Raw genomic sequence first — 18,868 nt, 5'->3', positions numbered from 1 at the left:
TAAAAAGGCGACAATGAGACTCGATTTTTTCTCCGAAATAAATGACCTGTTTACTTCAGACTTCTGAATATCTTTTTAATGGCCTTGTCCGATCCAGAATTAAAACCTGATCGAAAACCTTTAAACTGAGTTTCTAAAATCCATATCTCGGTTATTTTTGAAAGCAAGAACAAACGCCAGTCGTTCTTGCTGAGGTCAAAGGCTCGGAGTATAGCTTCTTTTTTGGCGTTTTCGCCTAACATATAAGGTTCAATCACTCGGAAATCTGAATCTTTGTCGTATTTGATCTTTAAAAGCTGGCGCTGGCTCAAGGCCATAACAACGCAAAACATTGTGTTTTCAGAACTACTCATCTTTTTGATATAAATAGCTCTTGGTTTTGGCTCAAAATTGTGAGGAGACCGTGTGGAACTTTTTATTGCGATTTGCTGGTGTGGATTAAACGGTCCTTGTATCCTTGTACACACCGTCAACAAAACCCCTTAAAATAGGGGGCTCCAGAAGGGCTGATTTTAGACTCTTTTGTTTTTGGAAAGTCTGTGTGGAAATAACAAGTGTTTAATTGACAAAAAAAAGCTCACCATGAAAACAGCAATCTATGTAAGATGTTCAACCAAGCATCACCACCAAGACACAGATAATCAACTATTGCAACTTAATGCCTTTTGCGCAAAGCAAGGTTTTGAGATCACAAAAGTTTATAGCGATTATGAATCTGGTGATTCAGAGAACCGTAAATCTTTCAAGGCAATGTTTGCCGATGCAAGTAAACGCAGATTTGATTTGTTGTTGTTTTGGTCATTGGATCGTTTTTCTCGTGAAGGCGTTCGCCAAACAATTACTCATCTTCAAACACTGGAGAGTTATGGTGTGGTATATAAAAGTTACTCGGAACAGTATATTGATAGCACAGGAATTTTTAAAGACGTAATTATTAGCATACTCGCCACCTTGGCCAGACAAGAAAAAATTCGCATCAGCGAACGAGTAAAAGCAGGACTTGAAAAAGCAAAGTTGAATGGTAAAACAGGAGGCCGACCAAAACTCAGTGAAGACCTTATTAATAAGGTAGCATATTACAAACGCCTAGGTTTTTCAAATAGAAGAATTTCACGTGAATTAAAAATCTCTAATACAACGGTGGGGCACTATGTGTAGAGTGGATGAATTTTTATGGAGAAAATTTTCATCTTATCTGGTGTGAATTTCATATGAATCTATCTGAAGCAAAATAAATATTCTTTTTTGAAAGCCTTCCCTATAAAGGAACACAGAAAGTAGATGAAAATAAATAAATGGAAAATAAATCGTTTTTTAAGAAACCTTTTTCAGAAAGCAACGTATAATGAAACGAACAAAGTAAGGAACGATGAGCAAACCTTTCCTCACCTGTTTAACTGGAAAAAAAGTAAAAGGTTGCGTTTAAGGTCAAATAAATGCAATCTGAGTTTCGGATCAGGGTTTGTCATTGACAACAGACATCTGATTATAAGCTTACCGAAACACTTCAATCCAGTAGCTTTCGCAGGCTCATGCGTAAGCATTTTCCAAAACACACCATTTGCTTGCTGGCTTTTCACTGAATTGCCTTACTGGGAAAATTACATCCTAGTCATAACAATCCATCGAAATTCCTAAAAACACAAAACCCCGCTTTCGAAGAGCGAGGTTCAGTGTGAGTTCAATAAATTATTAATTCATTAAAAACTATATTCATGTCTAAAAATAGTAAAAATTTAGGATACACAATTGTTCCTAATTCAATTCTCTGGAATAACAATTTACGCCTAGAGGAAAAAGCGTTGCTGGCGATACTTATATCAAACAGCGAAGATTGGCACATTTACATCTCTGAAATATATTCGAGATCAGAAAATAAACAAGCCAGTCAAAGGAGAACCTTTCAATCACTTATAAAAAAAGGTTATGCTTCACAAATAAGATATGTTGATCCAGGAACAAAACAGATAGGCTGGAAAAACATCCCCTATCCAGATGGCAACGCCAATGCATTAAAAAATCCAGCCATTGAATTTCCTGAGATGGAAACTCCAGCAGTTGGAAATCCTTCGGATGAAACTCTTTCGAGTGGAATTCCAAATGTGGATGATGCAAAAGTGGAAACTCCACAAGTGGAATCACATGACAATAATAGTACTAATGAAGATAGTATTAAAGAAGAAAATACTAAAGAAGATAATACAAAAATAAACGATGTGATAAAAGACATAGAAGATATATTACTAAAAAATAGTAATGCGCAGGAAAGCCACACACGGAATTCCGAGGATGGCTCTGATAAATCTTCAGAGGAAACCGATAAGAAAAGCGAAGAAAATAGAGAAGAGGGTAAAGATGAGGAAGACGAACTTCCTTTCTAAATTTTTATTAGTAATCAATTTATAAAGGTGTTAACTAAAAAAACAAATAGCCAAATCCAACAAGATTCAGTTGAGTTAAAAGAAGTTCAATTGAACTCTTGTGGGCTTGACATATCAACTGAAAACGTAATAAAGTTTTCAGTTGGTAATTTGTTATATCAAATTCTTGGATTTATTTCTACCAAGCAATTTGAAACTTTACCAGCGACAGTGAAAGTTTGCCTCTTGCCACATATACATGACGAATACACTTATGTGTTGAGGTTAAACCTTTATGACAATGATCGAATAAATACCTTTTGCAGGAGTGCAGCATTTAGTTTAAAAGTAAATGAAGCCGAGATAAGAAAAGGACTTTGTTCTTTGAGAGAAAAACTTGAAAAGCATCGCTTGGATGAGATTAAACACAAAGCCGATCAAAGAGCTGAAGCTCCACTTTCAAAAAAGGAAATAGATCAAGCCAGAGAGATATTAAAAGCAGACAATTTAGTGGAATGTATCGAGGGACTTCTAAAACAGGCTGGCATTGTAACCGAACAGGAAAACGCCTTACGTGTTTTTTTGATTTTATTATCACGGCACTTTGAAAAACCGCTCCATGTTTTATTGCAGGGATCAACTCAGCTTTCAAGAATGTTACTTGATACTATGACCTCAACGATACCAGTAAACCAGCTTCATGAGCAAACAAGTATGAGCGCCAGTTCTATGTATTACACCAGAGATAAAGAGTACTGGAAAAACAAAATTCTTTGTATGAGTTCGATTGAAAAAAGCTTCAAGGGCGCTGGAACCATAAAGGAATTCATTGAAAACAATTTCCTTAAACGCCAAACTACCGAGGCTGATTACATCACAAGGCAATTATACGCCAGTGATAAAATCGTACCAGGGCCAATTTGCCTTTTAGGATACAGCGATGACGAAACATTAAACAGTCGATTCTTTCAAGAATGTTTCTTTATTCACCTCACAGAAAACGAACAAAACCGAGCAGAATTACTGAGTTATCTCAAAATGGATTCTGCTGGCCTCACAGACATTCAGGAGCAAGAACAAGCTAAACGATTGCTTAGGGAAATTCAACGCCAGGCAAGGCCTAAAAAGGTCGTTATTCCTTATGCTATGGAGTTACAAATACCTGAAATGGTTTTTCAACCTCTAAGAAGCATGAGCCAACTCTTAACTTTTATCAAAGTGGTGGCGTTATTGCATCAACACCAGTTAAAATCAAAAAAGGATATTAATGGGCTTGAATACATTGAGGCCACACCAGAACATCTTGAAATTGCCATCAGTCTTTTTAAAAACATTTTAATTACGCAAAGCGATTTCTTGTCATTGCACCAGCGAAGCTTTTTTGAAAAAATTAAAATGCAGTTAAAAGAGCCAGATAAAACTTTTAAGGTACCTGACTTGATCCAAGGGCTGGGAATTAGTAGAAGTGTGTTTTACCGAGAGTTTAAGTCTTTGGTTGAAATAGGTTACATCATACGTTCAGGTGGCAATAAAAAAGCAGGGTTAAATTATAAACTGGCTCATTGGAATGAGATTGTATCAATTCAAAATGGAATGGACATACTTGATGAACAGCTTAAAAAGATAAAGGAATTAAGATTCCCACAAGTTTCCCAGAAGATTCCCAGCAAAACAAAAAGTAATAAAACTAAGACGGAACAAGAGATACGAGCGGAACAGGATTAAGTTTCCCAGATTCCCAGCAAAAAAACAAATAACAATAAATCTAAATGAAAACAACAAAAATCATAAGCCCAGAATTTAAACTTTTGGTGAGTGGCATGGAGCAAGAAATCAGAAAGGAAAATAAATCGACAACTTATTTTAATGAGAACTCTGCATACATCCACGAGTATCTGAGTTACATGGAGATGCTGGGAATAAATAGAGTGGTGAATCTTAATCAGGAACTAATAAATCAATATATAGTTTACCTAGAACAAGAAAGGGTAAACATACGCCGTGGTGGCCTGCTTTCAACTGGTACTGTGAACAAACAAAAAAATGTGATCCGAAAGTTTTGGGCTTATCTTGAAAGCGAAGGTTACAGAGTAAATCCAATCCGATTAAAACAAAAAGGCTACAACAAACAAGAAACCTTCGCCTTAACTCATCGAGAAATTCAATGGCTTTATTCCGTTACTGATGCCTCAGCAATTGGATATCGAGACCGTTGTATGTTGGCGCTTTATTATGGTTGTGGTCTTCGCAGAAGCGAAGGAATAAGGCTGACTGTTACTGATATTGATTTTGGTAAATCAAGGTTGTTAGTCAGAAAGACGAAGAATGGCCATGAGCGTTATGTCATGCTCTCGCCAAAGGTCCAACAATTAATTGAGGACTATGTTTACCAAGCTAGGGATTTGTATTTAGCTGAAGGTTCAGGCCATGAACGTTTGTTTATTGGTGAACGTGGAAAACCTGTTCACGCTGAAACCATAAGTGAAAGAAACGAAGTTCTTTGGCGCAGAGTAAAAGGGCGCTACAATGCAGAAAAGGAAGTTTTTGGATTACATACACTTAGGCATACGCTTGGAACACACCTTTACATGGCTGGAATGGGGATAGAAAAAATAGCTCTCATGCTTGGTCATCGCACTTTAGAATCCACACAAATTTACATTCACTCAGCAAATATATTAGAACATGAATAAATTTGAATCTTACCTCATCAACAATGGTATTCATTTTAAGACCGCTAGTAAATACGGTTTAATGGTTGACAGTTATTTAATTTGGCTCAAGGAAAATAACCTTACTCCAGCAAGAATAAAACGAAGCAATTTTACCGACTACCTTCAATATTGCAGAGATCAAGGTAACAAAGAAAGAACCTTGATTTGTAAAGAGGGAGTAATAAAACATTATTACAATTTTCTTGGCACAAAACACAATCCAGCGAAACGTTGGCTTAAAACAAAAAAAGAACACAAACTTCCAGAAAAGGCAATTGAAAAAGAGGAGCTGTTAAAAATTTATGAGAGCCTGAAGCCTAAATCGCCAGCCGAATACCGAGATCGCTGTATGTTGGGAATGGTTTTGTTTCAAGGTTTGCTGAGGGCTGAACTCATGGAGCTTCGCTTGAGCGATGTTGATTTTAATGGAAAGGTTTTTGTTCAAGGTCAACGAAGAACCAATTCAAGAACTTTGAAACTTGAACCTATCCAACTTCTGCATTTATACGATTACAATAACAAATTCAGAAAGGAATTTCTGACTTTTAAAGTTGGTGAAACAGATCGTTTCTTTTTATCGAAAGGCTCAGGCCAAAGGCTTGACAATACACTTTCAATCCTTATTAAAAAACTCAAAAAACAATTTCCACAGGTGCAAGATTTACAACATATCCGAGGTAGCGTTATTTCACACTGGGATAAACAAGAAGGAATTGTTGAGGCTATGATTAAAGCTGGCCACCGTTACATTACAAGTACTACTCGTTACCAAACAACAAAGTACGATGAGTTGAAAGAGGAGCTCAGGACTTTGCACCCGCTGGAAAACTTGGAACTTTCTTTTAATTAAATGTGGTTAAACAATGAAAGCTTATTACAGAATAGGATATCTAAGCGTTAAATAATTCAAAAAAAAGGTAAATTTGACTAGTGTTAAAAGAAGAAAAAATAGAAAATTATAGTGGCGTAAACCTAAATCTGAGGCGCTGCATAGAATGTTTAAAGAAGGACAACTGGATTGAACTCGATTTGTCAGTTGGTGGCGATGCGCCCAAAAATTTCATCGCAGTTTATCATTACGAGAAGAATTCGAGTACAAGAAAATCAAATTCAAAAACTTGGCCAAAGTATATTGCCAAAGTAGGTCACAAATGGTATCCACTTGAATCCATAAATGAGTATCTTTTTAACCAAATTGGGGAAGTGCTTGGTTTGCGTATGGCTTTTTCAAGTCTTGTCTTAGCTGGCAATCAATTAAGGTTTTTAAGTAGATATTTTTTAAAAGAAAATGAATCGCTTGAGCATGGAGCTCAAATTTTTTCAGGATTTATTGAAGACAAGGACTGGGTTGAAGACATTGAAAAAAAGGGACTTGCAAGACGTTTTTTTACATTTCAGTTTGCTGAACAGGCTATCTGCCATACTTATCCGAATGAGGCGCAACCTATTCTGGAGGATTTCGTAAAAATGTTAGTGTTCGATGCCTTGACAGGAAATAATGACAGGCATTTTTACAATTGGGGGGTAATAAAGCATATAGAAAGCAAAAAAAAGCCTATCTTTGCGCCCGTTTTCGACTCGGCACGTGGTTTGTTCTGGAACACCTCAGAGGGACAATTGTTAAGTTGGGAAGCTAATCTTAATTTAGATGAGAGAATCAGGAAATATTCTGAGGGATCAAAGCCGAAAATTGGGTGGGATGGTTTAGAAGACTTGAATCATTTTGAATTAATTAACAAAATATTTTCACTAGATTCACGTTATAAGGAAGTATGTCGACAATTAATAAACGAAGAAAATTTACATATACTCGAACAGTTATTAGACTCTGACTTTGAAAAACTTTATAGCAAGAAGAGAATGAGTTTAATTAAAAAGTGTTTAGTTTACAGATTTAATAGATTGATAGAAATTATAAATAAAAAGGAGGTACAAAATGTTAGTTAATATGATTGCAAAGTTTTTCAGGAATGAAGAGCAGTCAGAAGATCTTTCTACTCCGATTAATGCGGAGGCTCAATTTGTATTAACATACAAAGACTTAGTTGTTGGCACTTTAACAAGGGGGCATGGTAAGTGGGCGTTTGAGTATTCTGAGGCATTTAAAAGGCAAAATAAAATATCCGTATTGACGGATTTTCCTCATAAGGATAAAAAATACGAGGAATCGTATTTATGGCCGTTTTTTGCTCATCGTATACCAGGGTTAGGTCAGCCACAGGTTAAAGAGATCATTAAGGAAGAGCATATAGATTCAAAAAACGAAATTGATTTATTGCGCCGTTTTGGTCAAAAGACAATTACTAATCCATTTGAATTAGCGAGTTCGTAAAGTTTTGGTTTAGGCTTAAATGTCTATCAGAAATATCTTAGTAAGAAATTAAGTCCCTTATATCGAGGGACTTTTTTTATATCTTTATCTCAGTTCTTTGAACAAAAATAGCTTTATAGGCTATTACGCTTTTGGTCAAACAATGCCCGGAAGGAAATGGACTGGAGGCGATCGATATAGGTTCGGCTTTAACGGAAAAGAAAACGACAAGGAAGTGAGTGAAGGATTTCAGAATTATGGATATAGAGTAAATGATACAAGAATCGGTAGGTTCTTTAGTGTGGATCCATTACGCCATTCTTTCCCGTGGTATTCACCTTACCAGTTTGCCGGAAATAGCCCCATTGTTAATATTGACTTGGATGGGTTAGAGGATATTTCTATTCATAAAATTCCAGGTAAATCAATATCTATGCAAGTGGTTTATACTAGAGAGGATGTTAAACAAGTTCTTGATGGTAAAACACCTGAGAAAAGGATCACATATACAAAAGACGGAAGCACTGAAATAAAAAGAACAAGTCAGTTTGAAGGTCCTGCCAAAGGTTCAGAACAAAAACTATTCAACAAATTGTCTGGTACTGCCGAAGGTAATATAAGGAATAAAGACCTTCTTGGAGAAGATGTTATTGGAACAAAAAATGAAGAAACTATCGCTGATCCAGGCTCCGAGACCCCGGCCGCTAAACAGAATAATCAACAGAATAATAATAACAATAATGCGCCATCGACAAAAACAATTAAGTATGCTACTTTTGACATTCAAGTAGAAAGAAACTTTATACAAGACTTTTCAAAATTAGGAGACGATTATATAAAGAAGTACATCAGTGATATGAAGGAGTTATACAAGAAACAGTTAGGGGTTCCTGTGGTTAATTTCGGAAAAATTAACTTAGTGGATAAAATTAATATACCCACCGGAGGGGTGTATGGTGGAGGCTCAACAACTGATCCGAAAGTTGTTCCTGTGATTGTGGATCAAGGAACAATACCAGTGCCAAATAATACGCCAACAAACAATACACCAACAAACAATCCACCAACTGAGAACCTACCTTAATGTTGAAGTATATAGTAATATTTAGTTTTTTTCTTACCGCTTGTAGAGAGCAAAAGAAGGTAACATCATACTATGATAACAGCAAAGTAATATTTTCAAAAGGAAAAAAGGAAAATGGTAAGATGACTGGAGAATGGAAATTTTTCTATCGTTCAGGAAAACTAGAATCGATTGAACATTATGTAGATGATAGGCCCGTAGGAGATTATACAAAATACTATGAAAATGGGCAAATTAAAGTTAAGGGCGCGTATAGCCAAGATAAGTTTACTGAGGAAATAGTAAAAGATACTTTGGAAAACAATGAAGTCGTAAAGACAACAATTAAACTCGCCTGTCGGGTCGGTACTTGGGAATTTTATGACCAGCAAGGAAACCTCACAAAGAAAACTTATAAGAATTGTAAAGAAGATTTGCAGAAATAATTCTAGTTTATGAATGGGGCATAGTTCTACACCTGTTACTTGCATCAAACAAAGAAGGCGATACACTGCTTTACGATAAATGCAGGTAATGGGCTTAGAGCTTGGCGGGTTTTATTTACCCGCCACGTTCAAAAAGATAGCAGCAGCTTGTAGAATAAACCCGATAAGTAGCAGCAACATACCACGCCTCATCATTTTGTTTTTAAAAGCATCACGTTTTTTAATCTTAGACTCTTCAACCTTTTTATACATGATGAGGATAGAATTAATATCGGGTGTAAAATAAAACATCATGAATGCACCTGTGATACTAAAAAATAAGGCAACGAGGTTAAGAATATCAGCAGCAGTAAACCCCCGCTCCGCAGGTTTTGTAAACCTGCGGCACAAGCCCTGATGGCAGGGATTTGCAATCGTACCTTTATAGTATAGGTACCCGTTAGCGCGGACTAGTAGTCCGTGTCAATGATATGAAGTTAAAACCAGTTTGCAGCTGGCTTTTTTTATTTACCAATGAGCGAAGAAATATTATCTTTTAGGTGCTTGCGGCTGATAGCGATATCAATCACGGTTTCAATAGCCTTGCGTTCGTCTTTATCAAGAGAGTCCAGTAACCTTATTTTTTCAAGCAAGGGTAAATTAACATCGGCATCAACACCATTCTTAAAAAACTCTGTAATAGGTTCCGAACAGTAATGATTGAAAATCCAGAGATGCGAATAAATCCAAAATCAAATTGAATCAATATATTAACGAAGCTATTTTGTGTAAAATAATACACTTTGTAAATCGTTAAATTATTATATTTATCCCAATAAAAAGATAGTATACATTAACTATTAATCCAAACAAAAAACCTAAAACAAAAATCATGAAACAAACCCTTTTAGCAGTAGTTGCCGTTATGGCACTGAGTTCGTGTGCAAAAACAAGAACATGCACGTGTAAAGATTCTGATGGCAACGTCGTATCGTCAACCAGCAAAAAAAGTAACAGTAGTGCTCAAATTAAAGCCTTCGAGGATCAATGCAAAAAATCTTCGACTACCACAAACACGTATGGCACATCAGGTAGCTCTAGTACAAGCATCCCGTGTGAACTTAGCTGACAGAATTAATGGGCTTGAATTATTTAACTGCCCGACAATTTTAGAAATCAAACTACTCGCTAGGTATAAAACCCTGGCGATTTTTATTAATACTGATTCAGTTTATCGGGATTGGTAGTCGAAACGGAACTGAGAGAAAATGTTTTTTCAATTCAAAAGCATTTATTACCTTAGTATTCACTATCCAAATTCGCATGTTTTTTCAACTACAAAATTATATTATGCCTAAAAGATCATTCTTTTTTATAGGATATTTTATTGTATCACTATTTTCGAAAGTAAGTGCCCAAATACTTAAAAATAGTCTTGAACAAAACATAGAAAGCATACGTTTTTATGAAAATAAAGGTCAAATAACTGATCAATATAAGAATGCCCGCAAAGATATTTTGTTTGCAGGCAATGTATCAGGTATGACATTTTATTTAAAGGAAAACGGGATGAGCTATCAATTAAATAAAGTTGATAGTTGGATTGAACAAGAAGTACCCAGCGTTTCTCTAAATAACGTATCCAGAATTGAGGTACCAGAGCGATTATCAACTTACAGGCTTGATATTAATTGGTTAAACAGTCAATCAAATTGTACAATTCAAAAAGAAGGAACTAAGGAGGATGTAATTAATTATTATTTAGAGCATATACCCAACGGGGTAACAAACGTTAAAGCATATTCCGGCATAACCTACGAAAATATTTATTCTCAAATCGATCTTCATTATTACGAAGTAAAAGGAAACCTAAAATATGATTTCTTAGTTGCACCAAATGCTGACTACCACCAGATTAAATTACAAGTAAATGGCGCAGAAAAAATTATTTTACTTAAAGACGGAGGGGTCTTATTTAAAACGCCTCTCGGAGACATTAAGGAGGGTGCTCCAATTGCCTATCAAAACGGAAAGTTACTAAAGTCTAAATGGGTAATAGATAAAAATGTTTTGAGCTTTAATATTCAGGACTATAATCCAAAATTACCCTTAATTATTGATCCTATTGCGCGGATATGGGGAACTTATTATGGAGATACTGGATATAATTACGCTAATTCTTGTGCTACAGATTCTATTGGAAATGTTTATTTAACAGGTTATTGTACCACAAGTACTGGATCTCTCATCGCAACCGTTGGCGCACATCAATTTAGTTTTTTTGGAGGGAGTTATGATGCGTATTTAGTGAAGTTTGATAATAATGGTACAAGAATATGGGCAACATATTATGGAGGTGCGGGTTCTGATTATGGACGATCTTGTGCGATTGACAAATTTGGTAATGTGTATATGGCAGGAGGAACAAGTTCTTCACTTGGTGGTGTCATTGCGACGAGCGCCAGTCATCAAAACACATACGGAGGTGGCACCTCTGACGGTTTTTTGGTAAAATTTAATTCAAGCGGTGTACGTCAGTGGAGTACTTTTTATGGTGATCAAGGTTTTGACATAATAATGTCTTGTGCCCTTGATGATATAGGAAATGTTTTTTGTTGCGGAAACACGTATGCGGGTTCTGGTACACTTATATCGACTCCAGGATGCCATCAGTTTTATCATGGAGGTGGTACCACCAGAGACGGTTTTGTAGTGAAATTCAACAGTAGTGGAGTTAGACAATGGGGTACTTATTACGGAGGAGGATACGATGAAAATATGTCTGATGTTGCTGTTTCCCCTACAGGAGATATTTATTTAGTAGGTTCAACAGGTTCGTATCTTGGAACAGCAATTGCAACTCCAGGAAGTCATCAAATTACTTATGGTGGTTACGGTGACGCGTACCTTGTGAAATTTAATACCTACGGTGTGCGACAATGGGGTACATACTACGGAGCGCTTGAAGGTCCCGAATCCGGCTACTCTTGCTGCGTCGATAAATTAGGGTGTGTTTATATGGTTGGTGGTTTAGATAAATATAGTGTGTCGATACAAAACGTTATTTCAACACCAGGAAGTCACCAACCTGTTTTTGGCGGCGGGATGTATGATGGGTTTTTGGTAAAATTCAACAGCAATGGCGCACGCCAGTGGGGAACATTTTATGGTGGTAGCAGTTCAGAAGAAGTGTTTTCATGCGCCATAGATACTTTGGATAATATCTACATTTCTGGTTGGACATCAATAGATTCAACTGCATCAATCGCAACCATTTCAAGTCACCAAACTTCATTTGGAGGTGCTACTTACGACGCTTTTCTCGTAAAATTTAACAGCAGTGGTATTAGGCAGTGGGGTACTTATTATGGCGGGGCTGGTGACGAAAAGGGACAGGGTTGCGCAACTGATAAATTAGGAAATGTTTTTATGTGTGGTGAGTCAAGCACCTCCACAGGTACTAGTATAGCTACGGCAAATAGTCATCAAAGTACATTTGTTGGCCAAACCTCTGCCTATCTTGTAAAATTTGCTGAATGTCCTTTCCCAACCACACCGTCTAACATTACTCCTCCAATAAATCAGTCAATCTGTAGTGGACAAAACACTACCTTATCGGTAGTCGGTTCTGGTTTAATAAATTGGTTCTTATCTACAACCAGTAATTCAGTTATTTCAAATGGAGCGACTTATACAACGCCTCCCTTGTCTCTTGGTACCTACACATTTTACGCAGAAAGTTACGCTTGCATAGCAAGTGCAAGTAGAACAGCAGTGCAAGTTACTGTAAACCCATTACCTGTTCTAACTATTAGTGGCAGTACACTAACTTGTTTTGGTTCTTCAATTAATCACTTATCTGGTGGCGCTCTCACCTATACCTGGAGCAATGGAACTAATGGTAATGTTGCAAATTTAACGCCAACTACTACAACCATTTACACAGTTAGTGGAACAAATTCATATGGTTGTGTTAACTCAATTAGTAATACAATTATTGTAAACCCCTTACCAATGATAATGATATTTAGCACGTCTGAGATAATTTGCGCGGGGCAAACTTCCACCTTAAATGCTATTGGAGCAAATTACTATACGTGGAGTAATGGTTTAATCGGAACGCAGATTGTTGCAAATCCAAGTGTTACATCAAACTATAGTGTAGTTGGCGTGGATATAAATGGCTGCAGTGGTTTTGCAACAATAACACAAAGTGTAGAGACATGTACCGGAATTAACAATGCCGCCGAAACAAATTCCGATTATAAAATTTTTCCGAATCCAACTAAAGGAATATTTATTGTCCAATCAAATTTCTATATCGAAAATAAAACAATTGAGTTATATAATTCTTTAGGGGAACTAATTTTAATTGAAAAACTCCAAGCTTTCGAAACAACAGTCAATCTAACAAACAAAGCTAATGGAGTTTACTTTGTTTTCTTAAAAGAGTCTGGTCGAACCATTGGCCAGCTAAAAGTAATCAAGGAATAATTTTATTGCTAGGTACTCCCATAAATAAACACTAGGTGTTTACATAGTTTTAACTAGGCGTTTACTTAGAGTGTGAAACAACAGCTTTTCTATTAGCAATTGATTACTAGACAATTGCAAATGCGATTGAATTTCTCTTTGCAAAAATCTCTAAAAAGCTTATTAATAAAGGCTTTTAGCTATTTTTTACCAAAACTTGTCATGCATATTATTCCTTATTTTTAGGGATATGCAGTCTGTTGAATTTGTTCAAATAAATACAGAATTAAAGAATCAGGTTACGATCGATCAGGCTTGGTATTACAAAATTGTACCCCTTAAAATCGAGAACGGCGTTTTGCATTTTACTGTTTCAGAGAACAAAAAAAGTAAAGATTTACAAAGTGAACTCGAAATTGTTTTAGGAAGAAAAGTAGTTTTAGAAGGAATAGATTCCGAAAAACTTGAACAATCGTTGATGAGCAATTATCCAAAAGTTCAAAACAACGGACACCTTAACTCTTCAAGCAATGAAACGTACAGATTAAATGTAAACGATTCTAATTTTCTTGAAACACTTGTAAAAGAAGCAAAAGATCTTCATAGTTCAGATATTCATATTGAAACCTACAGTGAAAAATGTCGGATTCGTTTTAGAGTGGACGGTGTTTTAATTGATCGTCATAAATTGAATAAATCAGAGTATCCAACCTTAATCAATAAAATAAAAATTGCTGCTTCCTGCGATATTGCCGAGAAACGTATGCCACAAGATGGGCGTATCCGTTTTAAATTCAATAATTCAAATTTGGATATGCGTGTCTCTATTTTACCAACCTTGTATGGTGAAAAAATAGTACTGCGTTTACTAGGTAGTGACGCCAGTCATATTCAAATTGAAAAATTAGGTTTTAGCAAAGAGGAATTGCAGCGTTACGAGCTTGCTGTAAAAAAACCAAATGGAATAATATTAATTAGTGGTCCCACAGGTTCTGGTAAAACCACAACGCTTTACGCAACTCTAAAGGTCATTAATAAACCTACCAATAATATTTTAACCATTGAAGATCCAATAGAATATACACTCGATGGTGTTAATCAAGTGCAGTTAAAAGAAGAAATTGGTTTAAGTTATACCGAGGCACTTCGCACATTTCTGCGACAAGATCCTGATATTATCATGTTAGGTGAGATTCGTGATGCACAAACAGCACAAATGGCTATACGTGCAGCACTCACAGGACATTTAGTATTGTCAACAATACACACAAATTCTGCCTGGGGTACCATTTCGCGTTTGGTTGATATGGGCATTGCTCCTTACCTCTTAGCAAGTGTGATGAATTTATCAGTCGCTCAGCGACTAATCAGAGTCTTGTGTCCGCATTGTAAAAAACAAGAAGCTTTTAATCCAATAGAACTTCCCAAAAACTATCAGCAAATAAACATGACGCAACATTTTGTGAGTGTGGGGTGCCAGTCTTGCTATTTTACGGGGTACAAAGGCAGGAAAGCCATCTACGAAGTAATTAATGTAACAAGAGAACTAGCCGAACTCATTAAAACAAACGTCACAGAAATTGATGAGTACTTGAAAATAAATAAGATCGATAAACTCTCTGAGAATGCTTTAAAACTTTTTGAGGAGGGGGAAACGAGTCTGGAAGAAGTATACCCTTTTTTAATAAGTGAATCATAAAATTGTAATCAAGACATGCAGCTTTTATTGTGCAACCTAACACTTTTGAAAATCAACTTTACGAACAGTCTATTTGATTCTCTCCGTGCGTCAGTGCCTCTTGTGACTCTGTGTCGTAATATTCAGTTTACCTAAATAAACACCCATGAAGATCAAATATCTTATAATAATATTTTTGTTCACTGCCTATCTAGTCAATGCCCAAGATCGTTTTGATATTTTGGATGAAAAATTGAATCAACTTGCTAAGAATTATCCAGGTGTTGATGAAAAGGTTGATCTTTCAATGAATAACGCAACTATACAAGAATACATACGAACCATAGGGGCTACCAACAATATTAACGTAAATGTTGATCCCTCAATAGATATTAAGCTTTCCAATACTTTTAAAAAAGTAACTGCAAAAGAAGTTTTTATTTTTTTATGCAAACGTTATGATCTTGATATTATGTTCGTCGGCCCAATAATTACCTTTGTAAAATACAATCCACCTGTTGAACCCATTGTTGAGAAAAAGGTCACTTCAAAAAAACTCAATATTAAGTACGAAAAAACCGCAGATTTGTTGAGCTATGATTTAATGAATGATACACTTGGAAACGTGGCAAAGGAAATCACTAAACAAAGTGGTAAAAACATCATCTTCTCTCCTGATTTAGCAAATAAAATGGTTAGCGGTTTTATGCAAGCAGCCCCAATTAATTCGGCTCTTGAAAAATTGGCATTTGCAAATGACATGAAGGTGAGTAAAACAGAAGACGATTTTTATGTATTTGAAAAGAAACAGGTTGTTATTAATCAACCAAATAATGCGAATCCATTTGGCAGTTTAACACAAAATAATAAACCGAATGAAGAGGTAAAGAACTCAAAAATTAAGATTGAAGATGGTTTAATTAGCATGGATGTTCAGAATATGCCAATCAACGAAATCGTAAATGGTGTTTCTAAAGAGTTAGGTAAAAATTATTTTTTGTTTAGCGATCTAAAAGGTAACGCAACTCTAAAAGTAGATGAAGCACCGTACGAAGAATTTCTGAGATTATTATTTAATGGTACCGAACTCACGTTTAAAAAAGAAGGGGCTACTTATTTGTTTGGTGATCGTAATCTCGAAGGCCTCAGACAAAGTAAGTTGATCACCCTTAAAAATCGAACCATTGAAAAAATGATCGATTTTATTCCAGCCGATCTAAAAAAAGGGGTTGAATTAAAAGTATTTGAAGATTTGAACGGTATCATCGTAAGTGGGTCTCAACCACGTATCAATGAATTAGAAACATTTATCCGTCAGATAGATGTTGTGGTACCCATGGTACACATTGAGGTCATAATTGCCAGCGTGCAAAAAGGAAATACGCTCGCTACAGGAATTTCCATGGGACTCGGAGCAAATCCGGCAAAAACAAGTACTGGTACACTGCTTCCTGATTATAATGTATCACTTAATTCCCAATCTATTAATAATTTAATAAGCGGAATTAATGGGTTTGGGGTGATAAATCTGGGTAATGTAACTCCTAACTTTTATTTAAATCTCAAAGCAATGGAATCAGACAATGTTCTGAAACTTCGTTCTACTCCACAAATAGCAACACTTAATGGGCACGAGGCAAAACTAAGTATTGGCCAAACAGCCTATTACCTTGAAGTAAATAATAGTTTAGTAAATACGAACAACACGCAGCAAAATTTATTGCAAGCACAAAATTGGAAACCTGTTAATGCCGATCTTTCTATTTCGATAGATCCTCAAGTGTCAGGTGATGAGCAAATAACCATGACGATTAATGTAAAGCAGTCCAATTTTACTGGTAGAGTTGCGCCAACTGCTCCTCCTGGAACTACTAATAGGGATTTTCAATCGTTAGTGCGTGTAAAAAATGGGGAAATGGTAATGCTTGGCGGATTGTCTGAAAACGAGAGTAATATGACTGGGTCAGGCCTGCCATTTATTGCTAGGGTTCCAATTTTGAAGTGGATCTTCGGTCAACGCTCAAAAGCGAAACGTGATGAAAAGCTCACCATATTTATTAAACCAACAGTAATCTATAACTAAAATGTTTTGGGATAAGTGGATACCGAAAAAATATTTTGTGAAGGCTGAGGTCTGCGCGTTGGAGGTATGCTATAATGATGAAGGTACTAAATACCATTGCACCACACTACGCAGTAAAAACAATAAGTTAGAAATCGTTCAAACTAATTCTTACGAAGATTCTTTGGTTTTACCTGAGACAATAACTAAGAATAAGATCCCTGTAGTTATTATTTTAAATGGCAAAGGAATTATTATAAAAAAAATAACACTCGCGGAGAACTTAGAGGAAGATTTTAAAGAAATTATCAAACAAAATTTACCAGCTATTCAAATCGATGATTTTTACGCACAGATTTTTAAACAAAGTGATAATTCCGCCTTTATTTCTTTATGTAGAAAAGAACAAGTAAACAACATCATCACCGACTTAAAAAACAAAAAATACGACCTTGCAACAGTTTTAATTGGAGCTCCTGCTGTTATTGGTCTTCAACCACTTTGGTCGAATTTTAACTCTATAGAAACCAGTATTCATCTTATTGAATTAACCAATGGAGTTTTAGATACAATCAGTACGCAAGAATCTACCATACCTAAAACGGTTAAAATTGACGATTTGTCTTTTGGCTCAGAGTACACTTTAGGATTTGCGTGTGGCCTAAGTTATTTAATGCAAAGACCAGTTGCTGAGAATAATTCTGAAGTACTTTCGCAGCTTGTGATAAAACACATTGAGAAAAATAAATTTCGTTTTTTAGTGATTTCCGCTGTTATCATTGCTTTTGTTTCAGCCGTTGTAAATGTCTTGTTTTACACTTCGTACTTCGATAAAAACAATAAACTAGAAACGGAGCTTTCGGTTTACCAAGGAAAGTACGAACAGATAAATCAGCTGTTAAGCGATTATCAAAAAAACAAAGGTTTGATTGAAAACGCAGGCGTCTTAAACAGAAACAAGCTTAGCGAATATGCTGACAAAATTGGTAAAACACTACCGGATGAGGTAGTTCTAAGTGATTTATATTTTAATCCAAAAAAAGACGATGATGAAAATGCCGATAGTCTTGTTAAGTTTCAAAACAAGGTGCTTATTTTAAAAGGCAATTGTTCTAAAAGTTTTATTGTAAATGAATGGATTAACGTATTGAAGATGCAAAATTTTATTAAAGCTATAAGCCTTGAAAAATTCATTTATAACAACCAAGGAATGCTTCCGAATTTTGAAATTAAATTAACGACAGACTAATGTTTGAGAAACTTAACTATAAACAAAAATGTTATGCACTCTTTGGCGGCTTGCTCCTTTTTTTTGTTTTTGGTTATCAATTGAGCTTTTCAGACACGTTTACTTTAATAGGCGAGATTAAAGAAAAAGAAACAAAACTGCTGTGGCTAAAAGAAAAGGAAAAAGAACTTCCTGCGTTGAAGGCAAAAATGGCAGAATTCGAGAGAGCTTATGCAAAAGGAGATTCTTCTGCGGTTCGAGATAAGTTAACGGCTTACATTTCAGACTTTGCAGAAAAAAATAACTGTCTGGTTACTGAAATACCTGTAAACTCTTCTTTTAAGAATGATAAATTAAACGTACAAACAAACACTTTTACAATTAAAGGTAATTTTTATAGCCTATTATCCTTATTACATAAAATGGAAAATGATTATAAGTATGTTTCTAAAATTATGTCGGCACGATTTTTTTCTATTAAGGATATGCAAACAAAGCGTAAAAACCTTTATTTAACGCTCATTACTCAATCATTCGAACAGAAAAACAAATAA

17 protein-coding genes are annotated in these 18,868 nt (G+C 35.6%); 15 read left to right on the top strand and 2 right to left on the bottom strand.

The genetic code is table 11. The annotated features are described in order from the left end of the window. Positions 1-50 precede the first annotated feature (50 nt). Positions 51-353: a WYL domain-containing protein gene (locus P2086_RS16150; RefSeq protein WP_317897790.1), complete on the bottom strand. Its 303-nt coding sequence runs from the start codon at positions 351-353 to the stop codon at positions 51-53. Positions 354-582: 229 nt separating this feature from the next. On the opposite strand from P2086_RS16150, the gene P2086_RS16145 reads away from it, so the two are divergent. The 9 genes from P2086_RS16145 (at position 583) to P2086_RS16105 (ending at position 8,894) form a co-directional block, all read left to right on the top strand. Further along, entirely contained in the window at positions 583-1,158 is a 576-nt protein-coding gene (locus P2086_RS16145; protein WP_317897789.1) for a recombinase family protein, read from the top strand. A 557-nt stretch (positions 1,159-1,715) separates the two neighbouring features. After that, complete coding sequence (locus P2086_RS16140; RefSeq protein WP_317897788.1) at positions 1,716-2,381, top strand: hypothetical protein; 666 nt, start codon at positions 1,716-1,718, stop codon at positions 2,379-2,381. 27 nt (positions 2,382-2,408) lie between these two features. Beyond that, positions 2,409-4,085 carry a hypothetical protein gene (locus tag P2086_RS16135; RefSeq protein ID WP_317897787.1) on the top strand — a complete coding sequence of 559 codons (1,677 nt, stop codon included), beginning with the start codon at positions 2,409-2,411 and terminating at the stop codon, positions 4,083-4,085. A 44-nt stretch (positions 4,086-4,129) separates the two neighbouring features. Then, positions 4,130-5,053 carry a tyrosine-type recombinase/integrase gene (locus tag P2086_RS16130; protein ID WP_317897786.1) on the top strand — a complete coding sequence of 308 codons (924 nt, stop codon included), beginning with the start codon at positions 4,130-4,132 and terminating at the stop codon, positions 5,051-5,053. Next, on the top strand, positions 5,046-5,924 hold the full coding sequence (locus P2086_RS16125; RefSeq protein ID WP_317897785.1) for a tyrosine-type recombinase/integrase: 879 nt from the start codon (positions 5,046-5,048) through the stop codon (positions 5,922-5,924). Before P2086_RS16130 ends, P2086_RS16125 begins: the two co-directional genes overlap by 8 nt. A gap of 80 nt (positions 5,925-6,004) precedes the next feature. Next, positions 6,005-7,021: a HipA domain-containing protein gene (locus P2086_RS16120; RefSeq protein WP_317897784.1), complete on the top strand. Its 1,017-nt coding sequence runs from the start codon at positions 6,005-6,007 to the stop codon at positions 7,019-7,021. Continuing rightward, on the top strand, positions 7,011-7,406 hold the full coding sequence (locus tag P2086_RS16115; RefSeq protein ID WP_317897783.1) for a HipA N-terminal domain-containing protein: 396 nt from the start codon (positions 7,011-7,013) through the stop codon (positions 7,404-7,406). The genes P2086_RS16120 and P2086_RS16115 overlap by 11 nt, the downstream gene beginning before the upstream one ends. 97 nt (positions 7,407-7,503) lie before the next feature. Continuing rightward, on the top strand, positions 7,504-8,469 hold the full coding sequence (locus tag P2086_RS16110; RefSeq protein ID WP_317897782.1) for an RHS repeat-associated core domain-containing protein: 966 nt from the start codon (positions 7,504-7,506) through the stop codon (positions 8,467-8,469). Next, positions 8,469-8,894, top strand: coding sequence for a toxin-antitoxin system YwqK family antitoxin (locus tag P2086_RS16105; protein ID WP_317897781.1), 426 nt, complete (start codon positions 8,469-8,471; stop codon positions 8,892-8,894). Before P2086_RS16110 ends, P2086_RS16105 begins: the two co-directional genes overlap by 1 nt. A 111-nt stretch (positions 8,895-9,005) precedes the next feature. Here the strand turns inward: P2086_RS16105 and P2086_RS16100 are convergent, their stop codons facing one another. Beyond that, positions 9,006-9,284, bottom strand: a complete 279-nt coding sequence (locus P2086_RS16100) for a hypothetical protein (protein ID WP_317897780.1) — start codon at positions 9,282-9,284, stop codon at positions 9,006-9,008. A 481-nt stretch (positions 9,285-9,765) separates the two neighbouring features. Between P2086_RS16100 and P2086_RS16095 the strand changes: the two genes are divergently transcribed. From P2086_RS16095 to P2086_RS16070, 6 genes are all read left to right on the top strand, one after another. Next, the gene (locus P2086_RS16095; RefSeq protein WP_317897779.1) at positions 9,766-10,002 is read left to right on the top strand and encodes a hypothetical protein; all 237 of its coding nucleotides are present in this window, start codon (positions 9,766-9,768) and stop codon (positions 10,000-10,002) included. 221 nt (positions 10,003-10,223) lie between these two features. After that, a complete protein-coding gene (locus tag P2086_RS16090; RefSeq protein WP_317897778.1) occupies positions 10,224-13,367 on the top strand; it encodes a DUF7948 domain-containing protein in 3,144 nt (1,047 codons plus the stop codon). Positions 13,368-13,596: 229 nt separating this feature from the next. After that, positions 13,597-15,045, top strand: coding sequence for a GspE/PulE family protein (locus tag P2086_RS16085; RefSeq protein ID WP_317897777.1), 1,449 nt, complete (start codon positions 13,597-13,599; stop codon positions 15,043-15,045). A 145-nt stretch (positions 15,046-15,190) separates the two neighbouring features. Further along, entirely contained in the window at positions 15,191-17,107 is a 1,917-nt protein-coding gene (locus tag P2086_RS16080; RefSeq protein WP_317897776.1) for a type II secretion system protein GspD, read from the top strand. Between the two features lies 1 nt (position 17,108). Beyond that, complete coding sequence (locus P2086_RS16075; protein ID WP_317897775.1) at positions 17,109-18,335, top strand: hypothetical protein; 1,227 nt, start codon at positions 17,109-17,111, stop codon at positions 18,333-18,335. Further along, positions 18,335-18,868 carry a hypothetical protein gene (locus P2086_RS16070; RefSeq protein WP_317897774.1) on the top strand — a complete coding sequence of 178 codons (534 nt, stop codon included), beginning with the start codon at positions 18,335-18,337 and terminating at the stop codon, positions 18,866-18,868. The genes P2086_RS16075 and P2086_RS16070 overlap by 1 nt, the downstream gene beginning before the upstream one ends.

It is taken from the genome of Aurantibacillus circumpalustris, assembly GCF_029625215.1.
GTDB classification, from domain to species: domain Bacteria; phylum Bacteroidota; class Bacteroidia; order B-17B0; family Aurantibacillaceae; genus Aurantibacillus; species Aurantibacillus circumpalustris.
The sequence above is the reverse complement of the archived record's forward strand: the minus strand, read 5'-3'. Positions and strand labels throughout refer to the sequence as shown.